The sequence below is a fragment of the Salinicola rhizosphaerae genome (assembly GCF_014652715.1).
GTDB lineage: Bacteria > Pseudomonadota > Gammaproteobacteria > Pseudomonadales > Halomonadaceae > Salinicola > Salinicola rhizosphaerae.
Genome location: NZ_BMZI01000001.1, coordinates 66,318 through 85,142, shown reverse-complemented (window position 1 = coordinate 85,142; position 18,825 = coordinate 66,318). Strand labels below are relative to the sequence as shown.

Annotated in this window: 9 protein-coding genes; 6 read left to right on the top strand and 3 right to left on the bottom strand. The window is 63.9% G+C overall.

Features of this window, described 5'->3' with window-relative positions; genetic code table 11:
• Positions 1-38 precede the first annotated feature (38 nt).
• Entirely contained in the window at positions 39-1,499 is a 1,461-nt protein-coding gene (gene hglS / locus IE125_RS00295; protein WP_189442608.1) for a 2-oxoadipate dioxygenase/decarboxylase HglS, read from the top strand.
• Between the two features lie 240 nt (positions 1,500-1,739).
• Positions 1,740-3,122: an MFS transporter gene (locus tag IE125_RS00290; protein ID WP_189442607.1), complete on the top strand. Its 1,383-nt coding sequence runs from the start codon at positions 1,740-1,742 to the stop codon at positions 3,120-3,122.
• Positions 3,123-3,154: 32 nt separating this feature from the next.
• Here the strand turns inward: IE125_RS00290 and IE125_RS00285 are convergent, their stop codons facing one another.
• Positions 3,155-4,582 (bottom strand): alpha/beta hydrolase family protein, encoded by a 1,428-nt coding sequence (locus IE125_RS00285; RefSeq protein WP_189442606.1) that lies wholly within the window; start codon positions 4,580-4,582, stop codon positions 3,155-3,157.
• 163 nt (positions 4,583-4,745) lie between these two features.
• Positions 4,746-5,294 carry a zinc ribbon-containing protein gene (locus IE125_RS00280; protein WP_189442605.1) on the bottom strand — a complete coding sequence of 183 codons (549 nt, stop codon included), beginning with the start codon at positions 5,292-5,294 and terminating at the stop codon, positions 4,746-4,748.
• Between the two features lie 201 nt (positions 5,295-5,495).
• Here IE125_RS00280 and leuS point away from each other — a divergent pair, with 201 nt between their 5' ends.
• From leuS to IE125_RS00260, 4 genes are all read left to right on the top strand, one after another.
• Complete coding sequence (gene leuS / locus IE125_RS00275) at positions 5,496-8,066, top strand: leucine--tRNA ligase (protein WP_189442604.1); 2,571 nt, start codon at positions 5,496-5,498, stop codon at positions 8,064-8,066.
• Positions 8,067-8,193: 127 nt separating this feature from the next.
• A complete protein-coding gene (locus IE125_RS00270) occupies positions 8,194-8,706 on the top strand; it encodes an LPS-assembly lipoprotein LptE (RefSeq protein WP_189442603.1) in 513 nt (170 codons plus the stop codon).
• A complete protein-coding gene (holA, locus tag IE125_RS00265; RefSeq protein ID WP_189442602.1) occupies positions 8,703-9,761 on the top strand; it encodes a DNA polymerase III subunit delta in 1,059 nt (352 codons plus the stop codon). Before IE125_RS00270 ends, holA begins: the two co-directional genes overlap by 4 nt.
• Positions 9,762-9,904: 143 nt before the next feature.
• Positions 9,905-11,101, top strand: coding sequence for a multidrug effflux MFS transporter (locus IE125_RS00260; protein WP_189442601.1), 1,197 nt, complete (start codon positions 9,905-9,907; stop codon positions 11,099-11,101).
• A 154-nt stretch (positions 11,102-11,255) separates the two neighbouring features.
• On the opposite strand, the gene IE125_RS00255 is transcribed toward IE125_RS00260, so the two are convergent.
• The gene (locus IE125_RS00255; protein ID WP_189442600.1) at positions 11,256-18,725 is read right to left on the bottom strand and encodes a carbohydrate-binding protein; all 7,470 of its coding nucleotides are present in this window, start codon (positions 18,723-18,725) and stop codon (positions 11,256-11,258) included.
• Positions 18,726-18,825: the final 100 nt, after the last annotated feature.

Genomic DNA, 18,825 nt, shown 5'->3' with positions numbered 1-18,825 from the left:
CGTTGCATGGTGCTCTCACTTCCGTGATCGAGAGCGCCATGGCCCCGCCAGATTCTCCCTTCCGCCCTGCCGACTCACCTGACGTGCCAGTGCCATCCAGTCGGGTCTCTCCCGACGAGATTCGCGGTGCGTTTTCTCACGCCATGTCGGAGATGTACCGCCAGGAAGTGCCGCAGTACGGCACGCTGCTGGAACTCGTTGCCGACATCAACCGACGCACGCTGGACGCCGACCCGACACTGCTCCAGCGCCTTGACGCCGAGGGAGAGCTTTCTCGGCTCGACGTCGAGCGCCACGGCGCGATCCGGGTCGGCACCGCGGAGGAACTCTCCACGCTGCGTCGCGTCTTCGCGCTGATGGGCATGGTCCCGGTCAGTTACTACGACCTGTCGGAAGCCGGCGTGCCGGTCCATTCGACCGCGTTTCGGCCGGTCGACGACGAGGCGCTGAAGCGCAACCCCTTTCGCGTTTTCACGTCGCTCCTGCGCCTGGAACTGATCGAGGACGACGCGCTGCGCCGACAGGCGGCTTCCATTCTCGCCCGCCGCGATATCTTCACTCCCGGTGCGCGTGAGTTGATCGCGCTCGGCGAGCGTCAGGGCGGATTCGCTCCCGATCAGGCCGAGCGCTTCGTCACCGAGATCCTCGAAACCTTTCGCTGGCATCGGGATGCGACAGTGGACGAGACGACCTACCGCGCGCTGCACGATGCCCACCGGCTGATCGCCGATGTGGTCTGCTTTCGCGGACCGCACATCAACCATCTGACACCGCGCACGCTGGACATCGATGCCGCCCAGGCAGCCATGCCCGACTACGGCATCACGCCAAAGGCCGTGATCGAGGGCCCGCCCCAGCGCCGGTGGCCGATCCTGCTGCGACAGACCAGCTTCAAGGCACTCGAGGAGCCGGTCCGATTCGCCGCCGACGCCCCGGCGGAAGACGCAAGCGAGGGCAACCCGCACCAGGGCAGTCATACCGCTCGCTTCGGCGAGATCGAGCAGCGCGGCATGGCGCTGACGCCCGAAGGCCGCGCGCGATACGACGCGCTGCTGAGCCGCTCGCGCCAGGCGCCTGCCGCCAGCGACAATCTCGCGCATCAGCGTCATCTGAGCCAGGTCTTCGTCGAGTTCCCCGACGACATCGAGTCGATCCGCCGCGAGGGGCTGGCCTACTTCCACTACCGGATCAGCGACGAGGGGCGCCAGCGCCTGGCAAGGGGCGATGTCGCCGCGGGCGATGTCGATACGCTGGTCATCGAGGGCTGGGTCGACGCCTTGCCGATCACCTATGAGGATTTTCTGCCCGTCAGCGCCGCCGGCATCTTCCAGTCCAATCTCGGCGATGCCCAGCACCAGGCCTACGCCGAGCAGTCGAACCAGGCGGCCTTCGAACTCGCGCTTGGCCGGCCGGTCGTCGACGAGTTCACTCTTTACGCGCAGTCGCAGGCGGACTCGCTGGCGCGCGTGCGCCACCAGCTGGGGCTGGCCGACGACTGATCCTCTTTAACGTCCTTGAACACATGAGCGTCATTGCCCACATGAGCCGGCCTGCCTAAATCAGCAGAGCTGCCCGCATGAAATGGCTGGCCGCGCGGTTCTCGTGCGATCAGCCATGGTCGGGATGTCGCGGGGAGAACGCTCTCCGTCGCCCGAGCCACCGCCCCGCCCCCTCCGACGCCATAGGCTGGAAAGGCCAAGTGCTTTCCTGCCCCTTATGGCGTCAGAGGAGACAATTCGATGTCATCGCCAGAGTCCAACAATAACAATGCCCGTTTCGCTTCCGCCCCAACGACCGAGGTCGACAGCGCCACGCTTCGCAAGGTGATCGCCGCCTCGGCGATCGGCAACTTCGTCGAGTGGTTCGATTTCGCCGTCTACGGGTTTCTCGCCGTCGTCATCTCGCACCACTTCTTTCCACCTGGCGACGACTCGCTGGCCCTGCTGCAGACATTTGCGGTATTCGCCGTGTCATTCGCGCTGCGCCCGCTCGGCGGCATCTTCTTCGGCATGCTGGGTGATCGCATCGGCCGCAAGCGCATTCTCGCCGTCACGGTCCTGCTGATGGCCGGTGCCACCACCGTGATCGGTCTGCTGCCGACTTACGCAAGCGTGGGACTGCTGGCGCCGCTGGCGCTGGCACTGGCGCGCTGCGTCCAGGGTTTCTCGGCCGGCGGCGAATACGCCGGGGCCTGCGCCTTCGTCATGGAGCACGCGCCGCGAACGCGCAAGGCGCGATACGGCAGCTTCGTGCCGGTGTCGACCTTTCTCGCCTTCGCCACGGCGGCGGCGCTGGCCTACGTGGTCGGGCTGATCCTGTCAGAAGAGGCGCTGAGTACCTGGGGCTGGCGCATTCCGTTTCTGGTGGCGGCGCCGCTCGGCCTGATCGGCCTTTACATGCGGCTGAAGCTGGACGAGTCGCCCGCGTTTCAGGCGCTGAAGGCAGAGCACGCCGTCCCGCAGGCGCCGCTCGGCGAGACCGTCCGCAGTCATGGCGCGACCATCTTCTGCCTGAGCGCGTTCATCTCGGTGACGGCGTTGTCGTTCTACATGTTCACGACCTACTTCACGACCTACATGCAGGTGGTCGGTGGCGCCACGCAGACCACGGCGCTGCTGGCGAGTCTGGGCGCACTGATCTTCGCCGGTCTGCTATGTCCGTTCGTCGGCCGCTATGCCGACCGGGTCGGTCGTCGGCGTACCGTGATGAGCGCTGGCGTCAGCCTGATCGTGGCGGTATTCCCGGCCTATCTGCTGGCCGGCAGCGGAGCGTGGCTGCCGTCGCTGATCGGGGCGGCGCTGATGGCGATCGGCGCCGTCATCTGTGGCGTCGTCACGGCGGTGCTGCTCTCCGAACAGTTCCCGACCCGCGTGCGCTATACCGCCTCTGCGCTCTGCTACAACGTCTCCTACACCATCTTTGGCGGCACCGCGCCACTGGTCGCGACCTGGCTGATCGATCAGACCGGCAACAATCTGGCGCCGGCCATCTATCTGATCGCGATCACGCTGCTGGCCATGTGGGGTGGGCTCAAGCTACCGGAATCCGCCCATCGCGCATTGGACGCGGATGAGCGTGAATGGCGGCGAGAGACAGCGCCAGCGGCCCAGCCGGCACTTTGAACGCGGCGACGCCACGGATGTCAGAATCGGCGTCAGGGCTGGCGCGCATAGACGCGCGCCCGCCACTCGGCGACCTGATAGTCCGTATCGAAGTGGCACTTGCCGCCGTAGACGGTCGCTTCACGCGCCTCGCACTCCGCCGCGACGCGCTTCGGCGTCGGCTTCTGTCCCTGTTCCACCCAGCGATCCAGGGCCTCCAGCGCCGCCGCGTACTGTGGCGTCGATAGTGCGCTGTGTTCGGCTTCGTCGGTGTAGAGCTGAACCAGCGTATCGGCGGTGCCACTCCGCTCGCGCGCACGTCGGTAGAGCCACTCGTTCTCGACGAAGATGATCGGGTCGTCGATCGCGTGCATGGTGATGGTCGGCAGGTCGGTATCGCCGCTGAGACCAGCATCCTCCCCGAGCATCTTGACGGCCTTGGCATCCTCGTCGAAGCGCGAGATACCCGCATTCAAGGCGTCGTCATTGATCGAACCGCTGTACTTGACCCCGCGATTGGAGAACGGGCTGGCGCCGCCGAGGCGCTGCTCCACCATGTCCTGGAACAGGAACGTCGACCAGCGCATGTGCGCCTTGAGGGTCTTTGCCGGAATGCGAATCACGTCGACGATATTATCCAGCGTCTGCTGCTGCAGCGGGGTTCGCTGCTCGGGCGGTAGATCGACGCCGGTACAGGCATCGACCCGCGCGTTGAGCTCCTCGGGCGTCATGTCGCTGCCTTCGGGCAACCCCTCCCACAGCGGATATTGCGGCTCGTCGGGATACGGGTGATTGGCGCAGTAGTATTGATAGACCGCCCGCAGGTCAGCGCGAAACTGATAGGCCTGCGTACCGCCACCCAGTACGCCGCTGGTCAACAGCGCACCGTCATAAGGGGATCCTTGCGAGGCGTGATCTCCGGACTCATCACCGTCACCGTAGAGCTCCATCGTCTTGGCGGCGACGTTGCCACCCCATGACTGGCCGTGGAGATAGGTTCGCGCTGGCTTGCCGAAGCGCGCGGTGAAGATCTCGCGCAGGTGATCGGTATCGGCGGCCGCCATGCGCACGCCATAGCCGCCGCGGCGATAGCTGGACCCGGCCCAGGCGTAGCCCTCGCGCACCATCACATCGTATTGCCGCAGGTCGATATTCACGGGGTCGTCGGGCTTGGGCGCGTTGGGACGCGGGCCGCCGTGGCTGTGCAGCACGAGCTTGTGATTCCAGTCCGCCGGAATGGCGATCCAGTAATACGCCCCGTGAGTGTCTTGCCCCTTGAAACACTGCGTCTTCGCGGGTAGCCAGCCGGGGCATTCTGCATCACGCATGGCATCGGCGTCGTCGGTGGCGCTGTCCGCCAGCGCGGGCGTCGCCGACAGCCCCAAACAACCGGCCAGCGTGGCGCCAGTCAGCGTGGCGCCAGTCAGCGTGGCGCCAGTCAGCGTGGCGCCAATCAGAGAATGCCGGGGTGAAACGAACACACGCCCTCCTCGTTGAATGTGGCCTCACGAATGTCGATGAGACCAAAGTCGACGAGTAAGGTTCAGCGCGCAGCGAGCTCGAGGGTAGCGCGCAGGAAGGTCAAGGGGGATGTGTCACACCGCTGACGAGAAGTCCGTCCCTGGAACGCCGCCACCCCGAGGCTCATTCGCCGGCGCCGCCGCGCTCGCGCTGAAAATAGCGATGGCCGCAGGCGTGGCAGGCCTCCAGCCGCCCGACCTGGGCAAGCGTCACCCGTGATCCGCAGTGAACGCAGCTCATGACGCCAGGCATGGCGACTTCGCCCGCCGTATAATCGGCACGCGCCGCTTCCAGGTCGTCATCGAAGCGCTCGCGGTCGATGGTCGTGCGATCGGCAATCGAGAACAGCGCCTCCGAGACGCGTCGCGACAGCACGTCGAGATCGATACCCAGCCAGGTCGCAATGCCCTCACCGCCCTTGGCCAGAAACTGACGAAAATCTCGCATGTCGCGCTCGACCCAGGCGCGCAGCAGTGCCGCTTCATCCTTGGTGAACTCTTCAAACTCGGCCTCGAACGCTACCGCCTCGTCGAGCTCGCGCTGAAAGCTTTCCCAGGAGAGCTCTCCGCCGTTGTCCTTCAATCGTGTGAGCACGCGCTCGTACGCCTCGCTCAGGCGTGAACGCGGCTCGGCTGACGGCTGGGAATCCAATCGTGTATCGCGCTCGTCCATCGTTACCTCCTTGGCTACCGCTTGCCGGGCGTCGGGCTCATGCACCTGCCCCGGGCCCCTACCTGCCGCACCGGGTCTGGGGTATGCTTGTGGGCCTGAAAAAAATCGCCGGCCCCGCTTTCGTTTACCTGTCACGAGTATAGCTTTTCGCGGGGAATCTGGCGCTTCCACACGCCGAACGCAAGGTGCCTGACCGAACCGATGGACGCACAGTACAACCCACAAGCGATCGAAAACGCCGCCCAGCAGTATTGGAACGAACATCAGAGCTTCAAGGCCGTCGAGGACGCAACCCGCGAGAAGTTCTACTGCCTGTCGATGTTCCCCTATCCCAGCGGCAAGCTGCACATGGGCCACGTGCGCAACTACACCATCGGCGACGTGGTGACCCGCTTTCAGCGCATGCAGGGCAAGAACGTTCTCCAACCGATGGGCTGGGATGCTTTCGGCATGCCGGCAGAGAACGCCGCGATCAAGAATCGGGTACCGCCCGGCGAATGGACCTACGCCAACATCGACTACATGCGCGGTCAATTGAAAGCGCTCGGTTTCGCTTACGATTGGGATCGCGAATTCGCCACCTGCGATATCGACTACTACCGCTGGGAGCAGTGGTTCTTCGCCAAACTGGTCGAGAAAGGCGTCGTCTACAAGAAGATGTCCACGGTCAACTGGGACCCGGTCGATCAGACCGTGCTCGCCAACGAGCAGGTCATCGACGGCCGAGGCTGGCGCTCCGGCGCGCGCGTCGAGCGCAAGGAGATCCCGCTGTGGTTCTTGAAGATCACCGACTATGCCGATGAGCTGCTCGCCGATCTCGACAAGGTCGAGTGGCCCGAGCAGGTCAAGACGATGCAGCGCAACTGGATCGGCCGCTCGCGCGGGGTCGAACTGGCCTTCGACGTTGCCGGCAGCGACGAGCGCCTGGATGTCTACACCACGCGCCCGGACACACTCTTCGGCGTCACCTACGTCGCCGTCGCCGCTGGCCATCCGCTGGCCAGGCGCGCCGCCGAGAGCGATCCGGCGCTCGCCGACTTTCTCGTCGAGTGCCAGCAGGGTGGCAACTCCGAGGCGGAGCTCGCCACCATGGAGAAACGCGGGCGTGACACCGGCCTGCGCGCGATCCATCCGCTGACCGGTGATGAAGTGCCGATCTTCGTCGCCAACTTCGTGCTGATGGAGTACGGCACCGGCGCCGTCATGGCCGTGCCCGCCCATGATCAGCGCGACTGGGAGTTCGCAACCAAGTACCAGTTGCCGATCACCCCTGTGATCGCCGATGCCGACGGTGGCGTCCCGGATCTCTCGGCCGGCGCATTCGTCGAGCACGGCCAGCTTATCCACTCCGGTGAATTCGACGGACTGGCGTTCGAGGCCGCGTTCGACGCCATCGCCGGGCGGCTCGAGTCGCTCGGCCGCGGCAAGTTGAAGATCAACTTCCGCCTGCGCGACTGGGGCGTGGCACGTCAGCGCTACTGGGGCGCGCCGATCCCGGTCAAATACGACCCGGAAGGCCAGACCGTGCCGCTGACCGACGAGGAGCTGCCGGTCGCACTGCCACAGGAGATCGAAGTCGATGCCTCCGGCTCGCCGTTGAAGAAGATGCCCGAGTTCTACGATCTCGGCGACGGCTGGACCCGCGAGACCGATACGTTCGACACCTTCATGGAGTCCTCCTGGTACTACGCGCGCTTCTGCTGCGCCGACAACCCGGAGGCGATGCTCGACGAACGCGCCAACTACTGGCTGCCGGTGGATCTCTACATCGGCGGTATCGAACACGCGATTCTGCACCTGCTCTACGCGCGCTTCTTCCACAAGCTGATGCGCGACGAAGGCCTGGTCAACGGCGACGAACCCTTCCAGCGCCTGCTGACCCAGGGCATGGTGATCGCGGAAACCTTCTATCGCGAAGAGGCCAACGGCGGCAAGGAGTGGTTCAACCCGGCGGACGTCGAGGTCGAGCGTGATGAAAAGGGTCGACCGACCAGCGCGACACTCGCGAGCGATGGCCAACCGGTGCAGATGGGTGGCATCGAGAAGATGTCGAAGTCGAAGAACAACGGCGTCGACCCGCAGGCGATGATCGACCGATTCGGTGCGGACACCGTGCGTCTGTTCATGATGTTCGCGGCACCGCCGGAGCAGTCGCTCGAGTGGTCGGACTCCGGTGTGGAAGGCGCGCACCGCTTCCTCAAACGGCTGTGGAAGCTGGTCGCCGATCACACCGAGGCCGGCTCTCCGGCAGCGCTGGACGTCGCCGCACTCGACGATGTGCAGAAGGACCTGCGCCGCAAGACGCACGAAACGATTGCCAAGGCCGGTGATGATATTGGCCGCCGCACGACCTTCAATACGGCGATCGCAGCCGTGATGGAGCTGACCAATGCGCTGGCCCGCTTCGAGGACACCTCGCCACAGGGGCTGGCCGTCGCGCGCGAGGCCATCGAGGCCTGTGTGCTGCTGCTGGCGCCAATCACCCCACACGCCTGCCACGCGCTATGGCAGACGCTGGGCCATGAATCGCCCGTGATCGACGCCGACTGGCCGACGGTCGACGAGAGCGCGCTGGTGAAGGCGAGCATCGAACTGGCGGTGCAGGTCAACGGTAAGCTGCGTGCGCGTCTGGACGTTCCCGCCAACGCCGACAAGGCAGCGATCGAGCAGCAGGCAATGGCAGCGGAGAACGTTCAGCGCCACATCGAAGGCAAGAGCATTCGCAAGGTCATCGTGGTTCCCGGCAAGCTGGTCAACATTGTTGCCAACTGACCGTGTCGCTAACTGACCGTGTCGCTAACTGGCTTTGTCGCCAACGGATCGCGCCCGACGAGCGATCATGCTGCACATCTGCCCGGCGCCACCGAGTTGGCGCCGTCATCGGACAAGGAGTTCTCTCATGATGCATCGCGCTTTTTCGCGTCGTGCGCGTCAGGCCGTCGGCATCGGCCTGGTTACGCTTGCCGTCATCACGATGGCGGGCTGCGGTTTTCAGCTGCGCGGCATGCATCAGCCGCTGCTGGGCATGTCGGAAGTCGGTCTGAGCGCCAACGTCTCGCCGTTCAGCGAGACCGTTCGCCGCGCGCTGGAACAGGCCGGCACGGAGGTCTCCGACGACGCCGATCTTCGCGTCAACCTGGGTGACGAGCGCATCGCCTCGAATCGACTGACGCGGGCGGACTCCGGCAGCCGCGAGACGGAGATCACGCTGACCGCGCCCTTCTCGGTACAGCGTGTTGCCGACGACGCCTACGTGCTCAATCAGCAGCAGCTGGAGACCTCGACGACGGTGCTGCTGTCGACCGATGACATCTATGCCGGCAATCAGGTACGCGACGAAGCCGTACAGCGCCTGCGCGAACAGGCGGCGGACCAGTTGATCGACCGGCTCGGTGCTCTCGAGACCCCATGAAGGTCTTCCCCGACAAGCTTCAGGCCTCGCTGGACAAGCGGCTGCCACCGGTGGTGATGGTGGCAGGCGACGAGCCGCTGATCCACATGGAAGCCTGCGATGCGGTGCGCCGCACGGCCCGTGATCGCGGTATCGAAGAGCGCGAGATTCTGCATGTCGAATCGGGTTTTCAGTGGACCCAGCTACTCGAGTCGGCAGCCAGCCTGTCGCTGTTCGCTTCCAGCAAACTGATCGAGGTTCGTCTGGGTAGCCAGTCGCCCGGTCAGGAGGGCAGCAAGGCGCTGGAAGCCTACGCCGAACAGGCCGGCGACAGCGACAACGTGCTGCTGCTCTCCAGCCAACGCCTGGACCGCAAGGCGCAATCCAGCAAGTGGTTCAAGACGCTCGACAAGCTGGGGCTGTTCGTTCCCGTCTGGCCGGTGGATCATCAGCGCCTGGGGTTCTGGATTCGTGACCGCGCCAACCTCCACGGACTCAACATCGATATGGAGGCCGCTCGCCTGCTTGGCGAGCGCACCGAAGGTAACCTGCTCGCCGCCGATCAGGAGCTGCAGAAGCTGGCGTTGCTGATGCCACCCAACGCTCGGCTCAGCGTCGACACCATCGCCAGTGGCGTCGAAAGCAGCGCTCGCTATGACGTGTTTACCCTGACCGATGCCTGTCTGCGCGGGGAACGGGATCGCGTGACGCGTGTCGTGGCTGGCCTGCGCCAGGAAGGTGTCGAAGCTCCGGTGGTGCTGTGGGCGCTGACGCGGGAGCTGCGCACGCTGCTATCGATCTTTCAGCATCTCGATCAGGGGCAGAGCCTGGACCACGCCTGCAAGGCGCAGCGTCCGATGATTCCCGAAAAGCGTCGCCCCGGCTATCAGCAGGCGCTCAAGCGTCTGCCGCAGCGCCGTCTTCACAAGCTACTGATGTTCGCCCAGCGCATCGATCTGGCCATCAAGGGCGCGAGCCCGCTGCCGGTATGGGACTGCCTGCAGGACCTGGCCCTGACGCTCGCCGGCGGTCGCGGGTTACTGGCGGAAATGGCGTACGCCTATCGCACGGCCTGATCGCCCACGTCAGTTGTTCACCTCAGCCCCGTTGACGTCGAACCCGGGACCTCAATTCCGGCATATCGCCGAAAGTTGAATATGATAGCTGGCGTCAATATAGTTGACGCCTTCAACTAACTGCCGAAGCCGTCATCATCTTCATGTCTCGCACCTACTCCGCTGCACTGCCTTTCGTCCTGGCCATGACCATGGCGCTGGGCCCCCTGTCCATCGACGCCTATCTACCCGCTTTTCCCTCCATGGCCGAGGCCCTTGGTACCGGTATCGGCGAGGTTTCGCGCAGCCTCTCGGTCTACATTTTCGGTCTGGCCGTAGGCCAGCTGGTCGGCGGCCCGCTATCGGATCGAATCGGCCGCAAACGCGTCATGTATGCAGGCCTCGTCATTTTCATCGCGGCCTGCGTTGGCGTCAGCCAGGCTGCCTCACTCGACAGCCTGCTGCTGTTCAGGGCGCTGCAGGCCTTCGGCGGCGGTTGGGTCATGGTTCTGGTTCCAGCGCTGGTGCGCGACCAGGTGCAAGGCCGTGAGGCGGCCAAGCTGTTCAGCATGATCGGCCTGATCATGGTGCTGGCCCCGGGCATCGCACCCAGTATCGGCAGTGCTCTGCTCGCCGTCGGCGGCTGGCACGTCATTTTCTGGTTCCTGGCGATCTACGCGCTCTGCCTGATTCCGATCCAGACCATCTTCGTGCTGCGCCACTCGCAGGATGGCAACGCCAATCACCATGCCGACACGCTGCTCACCCGCTACCGCGCGGTCTTCTCGACGCGACCGGCGCTGCCGTTCATTGCGCTGCAGGCATTCGGTTTCTCGGTGATGATGCTCTTCATTACCCATGCATCGTTCATCTATCAGGCGCATTTCGGCCGTTCGGAAAGCGTCTTCTCGCTGCTGTTCGGCGCCAATATCGTCATAATGCTGCTGGTCAATCTTACCAATCGTGCCCTGCTCAACCGCTTCAGCTCGCGCCAGATCCTGATCACCTGCCTGAGCGTGCAGTTCGTCGGCGTCCTGCTGCTGCTCCTGATGACCTGGACCCATGCCTCGGTGTGGCTCTTCCTTCCCGCCATGATGATCACCATCGGCGCCCAGGGCGGCGTGGTGCCGAACAATCAGGCCTGTTTCATGGAGTACTTCGAGCATCACGGTGGCACCGCCGCCTCGCTACTGGGCGCCTGTCAGTTCGGCATCGCCGGTGTCTTGAGCGCGCTCTCGACCCTGCTGCCGGAAACACTCGGATTCGTCGTCGCCTCGATGTTCGCTTCTTCACTGGTCTGCATGATCGTGATCATTGCCGCGCTAAAGCCACTTCCGTGGCAACGTCGGCAAGTGAACTAGCGCAACAGCGGCCATCGACGACGGCAAGACAATCCCGAAGCGCCCGCCAGAGCACTCGCAAAAACCGCCGTGAAGCCCGCAAAAAAGCGCCGATGGATACCATCGGCGCTTGGAGGTTCAGGCAATAGCTGCCGCGCGGGCGACAGCCTGCCATTCAGGCGATGGTCGTCGTATCCGGGTTGTCATCCACGCCGGCCACCGCCACATCGTCGTCCGGCGCGAAGACGTCGGCAATCGTCTCCAGCATGGCTTCCGTCTGATCGCTGACCGACGCCATCATCAGACTCATGACGCTGGTGGATGTCGTCGTTGCGGCCGCCTCCGGCGTCAGCGTGAACGACTGCAGGTTCATCGCGCCGCCGTTGAACGTCAGCCGCAAGGTCTGCTCGCCGGCCGCCAGATCCAGCGCGATGCCATCGTTCTGCTGGTAGTTGGTCCAGCCGCCGGTATTGGTCACCGCCTGCGGCGACGCACTGGTGTACTCAACCCCGTCCTGCTCGACACTCGCCGTCACGGTTCGGCCGTTGGACATCGTCGCCGCCGCGAACGAGAGCTGGTAGGTGCCGGCTTCGGCCACGTCGATCGTGTACTCGACCCATTCATTATCGGCAATCCAACCAATCGACTGACCATCGTCGCGAAGATCGACGCCTTCACCGCGGGTATCCACGCCGAGCTGATCTTCGCTGCTGTCCTGGTAGGCGATTTCCGGGCCGCCGACGTCGTAGTCCGCCGCATCGATCGTCAGCCCCTCGCCGATCTCCCAGGGCGTGCCATCCTCGGTGAATGCCGTCTGCGTTGCTTCGACGAAGGAGAACGACGCCACGTTCATCGAGCCGCCGTTGAAGGTCAATCGCATCGTCTGCTCGCCCGCCTCCAGTACCACGTTGCCGGTATCCGTCGATTCGTAGTTGCTCCAGCTGCCGCTGTAATCGACGCCCACCGTGGTGGTTTCGTAGTTACCGGCGTCGGAGGTGAAAGAGGCCGTAATCGACCTGGCATTCCCGCCAGAGGCACCCAGAGCCGTCAGGAAAGAGAGATTGTAGGCACCGGCGGTCTCGACATTGATGGTGTACTCGACCCACTCGCCATTCTGGATATTGCCGATGGCATCGCCCTCGCCGACGATATCGACGCCGGTATCGCGAAAGTCGCTGCCGAGCTGTGTTTCGCTCGAGTCATGGTAGGCAACGTACGGGGCGCCTTCGTCGAACAGCGCCGCATCCAGCGTCAGCCCGCTCTCGTCCAGCGCCCAGGGAGTGCCCGTGTCGTTGAACGGGGATCGGGTCGCAGGTTCGATACCCTGGATCAGATAGACGTTGTCCTGATAGTCGTAGTTGATGCCGTTGAAGTCGACGACCATGAAATACGTGTTGGCAATGGCATTGCCGTCGCTGTCGAGCGCCTGGATCATGCGTACCATGTAGCCGCGCTGCAGCCCCTCGTCTTCGGCATCGGGCGTGCCGATGCCGGCTCCGTTCAGTGACGGGTCGGAGGAGAAATTGGCGCTCGACAGCCCGAAGACGTCGTCGCCGAGCCAGCTATCCGGTATCTGGTCACGCGTGAGCGTGGTGGTCGCATAGGCACCACTACTCGTCAGGGGCAGCAGCGTCTGACTATTATCGCTGGCGTGGTTAAGCAGCACGGAGCGGGTCGACTTGTCGCCGGGGGCGTGAATCGCCATCAACGATCCGCCATAGCCGTGCAGCGCGGCCAGCTGCGTGATGGTCGCCGTCTCGACGCCATCGGCGATCTGCCAGTAACGCGACATCACCTCCTCGTCGTTGGCTGCCTGGTAGAGTCCGGCGTCGGAGAGCGCAGACTCGCCGCCACCATCGAGCGTGGACAAGCCCTCGATGGTGTTGCCGAATCCGTAGACTTCCCACAGTTCGTTGAGGTTGGGTTCCCACCCGCCTTCGTCCCGCGCTTGCCAGAAGCCTGCCAGCTGGATCTCGGTCACGGGCTGGTCGGCATCGTCGGAGACGATCGTCAGCGCGCCGGTGAAGACGCCGCTGTCGGCGTTATCGGTGGGTGGCGTATACGCGTCGCGGTTGAACAGCACCTCGACCTCGACCGATGCGCCCGGGGCCAGCGTCAGATCGTCGAGCGCATCCGGATCGGCCAGCATGAACGGTCCGCTGACCGTGATGCTCGAGACATCGAGATCGCCCTCTCCGCTGTTGCTGATCACGACCGAGCCGCTGTCCTTGTACTCGCGAGGGCCATCGGCATTGCTCGTGGCGTCGTTCACCTCGAGGTAGTTGAACGCGATACGATCGGTGAAATAAGCCGGGTCCGTGCTGACGACATTGATGTCACCGTCGCCGAAGGCCGTGCTCGGCTCGTCGTCGATCTGCAGCGAGTCGATATCCGGCCCGACGCCGTTGGGGGCCGTCAGCGAGATCGTGTTGCTACCGGCGGCCAGCGTGACGCTGAACGTCTGCGTCACCCAGTCGCTGACCGTCTGGCTCGTTGCCGGAAAATTGACGTTTTCGTAAGCGGCACCGTTGACCGTGAGTCCCATCGGTCGATCCGCCTTGCCACTGGTCAACGAGTAGCGCACCGTCACCTCGTAGATGCCACTGGTCGCCGCATCCACCGTCCAGGTCACGCTCTGATCACCCGTGCCGACGAAGTCGACGAATCCGCTGCCGGAGGCCCCACGGTCGGTATCGTCTGAAGAGATCACCACCGCCCCGCCGTCGAGCTCGGCCGTCTCGGCCTCGTAGATCGCATAGCCCGGCGTCGTGTCCTCCTTGAGGATCTCCAGCTGATCGATGTTCGGGCCGGTATTGTTGACCGACTGGAAGGTGATCGTATTGGCACCCGCCACCAGTTCGGCCGGAATATCCAGCGTCTGCCAGGTGTTCCATGCGGTATTGCCGCTCGCGCCGACCGGTGGCGAGAACACGTAGGTGCCGATGCTCGTGCCGTTGACGAACACCTCGAGCGGGCGGTCGGTCGTACCGCCCGTACCGAAGCGCACGCGCAGAACGGCATCCCCGGCATCTGCAGCGCTGATATCGGCGGTGAAGGTGATGAAATCGGCATTGGTGCTGCCGAAGTCGGCATAGCCGCCGACGACGCCATCGCTGTCGTCGGTGTTACCATCCAGTCCATAGGCGCCAGGACGTACCCCGTACTCGGAACCGACGTTGGCGGTTTCAGGATTGTCGCCGTCGCGAATCACGATCTGCGCATCCGCCCCCGAAGCAATGACCGCCTGCGTCTCGTCTTCGGCCTGGATGGTCATGATCGACACCAGATCGACATCCGGATCGAGATCGATGGCGTCACCCGGAACGGGATCGAGCCGAATGACCTGGCTCTCTCCGGTGCTACGATTGAGCGTCATCAAATAGAGCTGACCGGTCAGCGGATTCTCGATGATATCGAGCGGGTCGACATACGAGATCACGTTACCGTCGACGTCTCGCAGCACGGTGTCCGACGAGACATTGCCGTCCTCGTCCAGCGAGATCCAGCGGATGTCGTCTCCCCCGGAGTACTCGACGAACAGCAGACTGCCAGCCAGCGTGGCACCGAAGATATTGCTGGTGTATTCGATGGCGCCGTTCGGGGAGCGGTTGGTTCCCAGCGAATAGACGTCATCGATCTGGTAGTTGCTGTCCGGATCGGTGCCGACCTGATACTCGTCGGTTTCGTTGACGTCTTCGCCGTCGGTCGGGTTGCCGCCGTTGAGGATATACTCGTCCCGCAGCGGATCGGGATGGCCGTAGTACCCGCCCTCCTCGACCTTGAACAGCCAGTCGTCCTCGATGCCGACGTTGATCAGCGCCTCGTCGTAGGCGGTCGACGGATCGTCGGGCGTGACGCCGCCGGCCGCCGAACCGTTGGTCGGCACGTAGAGATTGCCGTTGGAGTGCCATACCAGGTCGTAGCCGTTGCGGATGCCCGTGGCATAGATCTTGAGCACGGCATCTTCGGCATAGGGGTCGTAGTACTCGAGCAGGATATTGCCGTCCGCGTCCTGCATGGTCGCCGTGCCGTCCTCGGCGAATACCAGGTACTGTCCGCCACCCATGTCGATCGGGCCGTTTTTCAGATCGCCGTCGTCATCCGTATAGCGAGTGTTCGAGCCATCCGTCGGTAACGGTTCAGTAGAGACATCGAAGCCCCCCTCCGGCGCCTCGCGCGTCGGGTCGATTTCGAGAATCGCGGCGTTGAGCAAACGTTCGGGCCGATTGCCCCAGGCACTGTCGTCACCGCCCATGGCCGTGTTGGCGCCTTGGGAGACATACAGCAGATACGGCGGCACGTCGGGGTTGGTGACCGCGTCGTACTCCGGATTGGCATGAAAGGTGAGGCTGTTGGTGACGTGGTCACCGTTGGAGCGCGGCAACCCGGTGATATAGGTTTCCGCCGTCGCGGTGAACGTCTCGTCACTGTCGTCGATGGTGATCTTGCTGATACGACCGCTGAAGTCGGGCACGCCGTTATCGCGCCCGGTCAGCGGAATCGGGTAGTTATCCGTCACCCACAGCACGTTGGGATCGGTCGGATCGAAAGTCAGCCCGAGAATGCCTCGCGCGCCATCCTCGCCCTGAAAATAGTCGAGCGCGAGTACCTGCTCGTTGGAGAGCGCCCCCGTCGTCGCGTCGACGTCGTAGCGGATGATCTCTCCGTTCATCGTCGAGACGTAGATCTTGGAGTAGTCCGGCGACATGGTGATCGAGGTAAACAAGTACGCACCATCCTCCGCGCCGTTGAGCTCCACCGTCGTGTCGAACGCGACTTCGCTATCCTGAATCTCCGGCTCCGCGCCGGTCACGAAGGTCGTGGTGAACTTCTGGAACTCGCGCGTGGGCGCATCCGGGTCGGTGTTGTCGCCGCGATCCTGGAAGCCATCGATGACCAGCGTATAGCTGGTGTATTCGTCGAGTTCACCCACCGGCGAGATCGTCAGGGAGTCGAATCCGCCGGTGGTGTTGATGTTGAAGGCGACCTCTTCGCCAGTCACGGTGTTGAAAAGCCGCACCGAGCCATCGTTGAGGCTCTCGAGCAAGGCGCCGCCGCGCCCGTCGACGACCGAGATGCCGATGAAGAGATCCGATGTCGGATCGATACCCGTCGGCACGCTGCCGTCATCGGACTGCAGGTGCACCTCGACCTGCGATTCACCGACGCCCGCGACCGCGCGGGGATCGGTAAAGTAGGCGTAATCCTCCGGCGCCTCGCGATCGTCATCCGGCGTGAGGTCGGGAAGCGACTGAATCTCGATGTACTGGATCTCGGTGTTGTCGCTGTCCAGCCCGATCGAATCCAGCGTCAAACGCCCGTCGGTCACCTGGACGATCCGCGTAATCAGCGTCGAACGGTAGCCATCGCTGTCGTCGGTCGGGTCGTCGTCCGCCGGAAAGTCGTCCGGTCTCTCGGACGTCAGTTCACCGAACGACTCCCCCTCGGCGTTGATGACGTTGACGCTGTCATAGGCGCCGCCGCTATCGCCAATCGAAATGGTGACCTCGTAGTAACCGTCCTCGAGTTCGACCTCCCAGCCCGCGCTGTCACTGTAGCCGGGCTTGGAAAAACCGGCATAGGTCGCCTGGAGCGGGTCGACATCGGTCAAGGTGTCGCTTCGGTCACCCAGCGCGTCGGCGTCCTGGCCGGCAATCGCCATCGGCGTCGTGCCGTTGGCGGTACCATCGGCGATGGACTCTTCGGTCACCCAGCCGTACTGATAGGTCTGCCCATCGACCTGGAATGACTGTGTGCCAAAGGCCTGGCCGGTGTCGGCAATATAGCCATCCGGCGTGGTCGAGCCATCCGGCTGAAAATTGATCTTGATCGAGAAGCGATCCCCCGGCTCGACCGTGGGCTCTTCACCGGAAGCGTCGATCGTGTTCAGGGAAATCGCATCGATGTTCGGCCCGGTGCTACCGACGTTCGCCAGCCGGATCACGTTGTCACCGGCGCTGAGGTCGACTTCGATCGTCGTCTCGGTCCAGTTCTCCCACCCGGCACTGCCGGTACCGGTCGAGGCGAACGCCAGCGTGCCCTGATTGTCACCATCGACCGAGACCGCCATCGGCCGGTCGGCCGTGCCACTGCTGGCGTAGCGCACCGTCAACAGGTAGGTGCCCGCTTCGCCGACGCTGACGTTGAAGGAAGCGGCATCGCCGGCCTGGCCACCCATGTCGAGATAGCCGCTGCCGCTGAAGTCCCCCCACAAACCATCCGCACCGCCACCGCTGGTCTCGGTGTTGTTCGCGTCGCGCACGACCGTATCCGCGGCGCCGGTATCCTCGATGGTCAGCGCTTCGCCCTCGATCTGGAACACCAGTGTCGGGTCGTCAGGCAGTGCTTCGGCGTATTCGAAGCCGATCTGGTCGATATTGGGACCATTGGCAACGCCGCCCTGAGCTGCGGTAGGTAGCGTCAGCGTCACCGCGTTTTCGCCGGCGGGCAGCGATACGGAGACCTCGACCTCGCCCCAGGTATTCCAGCTGCCGGTCGGCGGAAAGGAGACCAGTACGGCATCGCCACCGTTGACGCTCAGCAGCAGCGGCCGATCGCTCGTGCCACCATTGGCGTAGCGAATGGTCGCGGTGTAGAGCCCGGCCTCGTCCGGCGTCACCGCCAGCGTCATCGCATCGCCGGCATCGGTGCCGAAATCCACGTAAGCACCGCCGATCGCCCCACCGCGCACGTTACCGAGCGCGTCGGGGTTATCGGCATCGACGACCCGAGTCAGCGTCTGGCTGGTGGTGGCGCCGCTGTCGTCGATACTCAACAGCGCCGGGTCCTCGGCCTGGATCACCAGCGCATCGTCGCCGTCATCCACGTCCGGCACGGCGGTCAGCGTCAGACTATCGATATTGGGACCGCCACCGATCACATTCTCGAGCCGAATCACGTTGGTGCCGGCGGAGAGCGTCAGCGTCAACGTGGCGTGCGCCCAGGTTTCCCATCCCGCCGTTCCGGTCCCGGTCGATGCCAGCGCAAGCGTGCCTTGATCGGTGCCATCGACGAGCACGTTCAGCGGGCGGGAGCTGGAGCCACTGCTGGCATAGCGGACATCGAGCTCGTAGACACCGGCAGTCTCGACATCGACCTCGAAATAGGCCGCATCGCCAACCTGCCCCCCCATGTCCAGGTAACCGCTGCCGCTATGATTGTCCCAGAGGCCATCGTCACCGGCCGCGCTGCTGCTCTCCGGATTGCTCGCATCGCGAATCACGGTGTCTGCAGTCGATGTGCCATCATCGGTCGAGAGCGACTCGCCCTGCAGCGTATAGACGCCATCCACCCAGCCCTCGCTACCGACGATCTCGACGTCAAAGGCCTGTTCGCTGTTGGCGAGCGGATCGCCGCCAGCGCCAAAACCTTCCAGCACGAAGCTGGCTATGCCGCTCTCCCAGGCCGGCGAGAGAGAAAACCGATAGGGGCTCTCTTCGGCGGTCTGCGTGCTTTCGACACCCGCCGCGTCGGTGACGGTCAGAGTCACCGAGGAGATATCGCTGGCCAGAAAATCCGCGCTATCGGTCGGCGTCGCCTCGAGCAGGTAGTCGTCGCTGAGCAGATCGCGTGCAATCGCGTCACCCGGTTCCAGGGTGTCGACGACCTCTCCCGTCAGCGCATCGATGATAGAAAACGTGAACATGGATGATTCCCCTGCGCGTGGTTATAGGTGTCTGGAAAAACCGTTATTGGAATTCAGGTAGACGGACGAGAAAGGCCGCTTCGGTTTTCGCCATCGACGG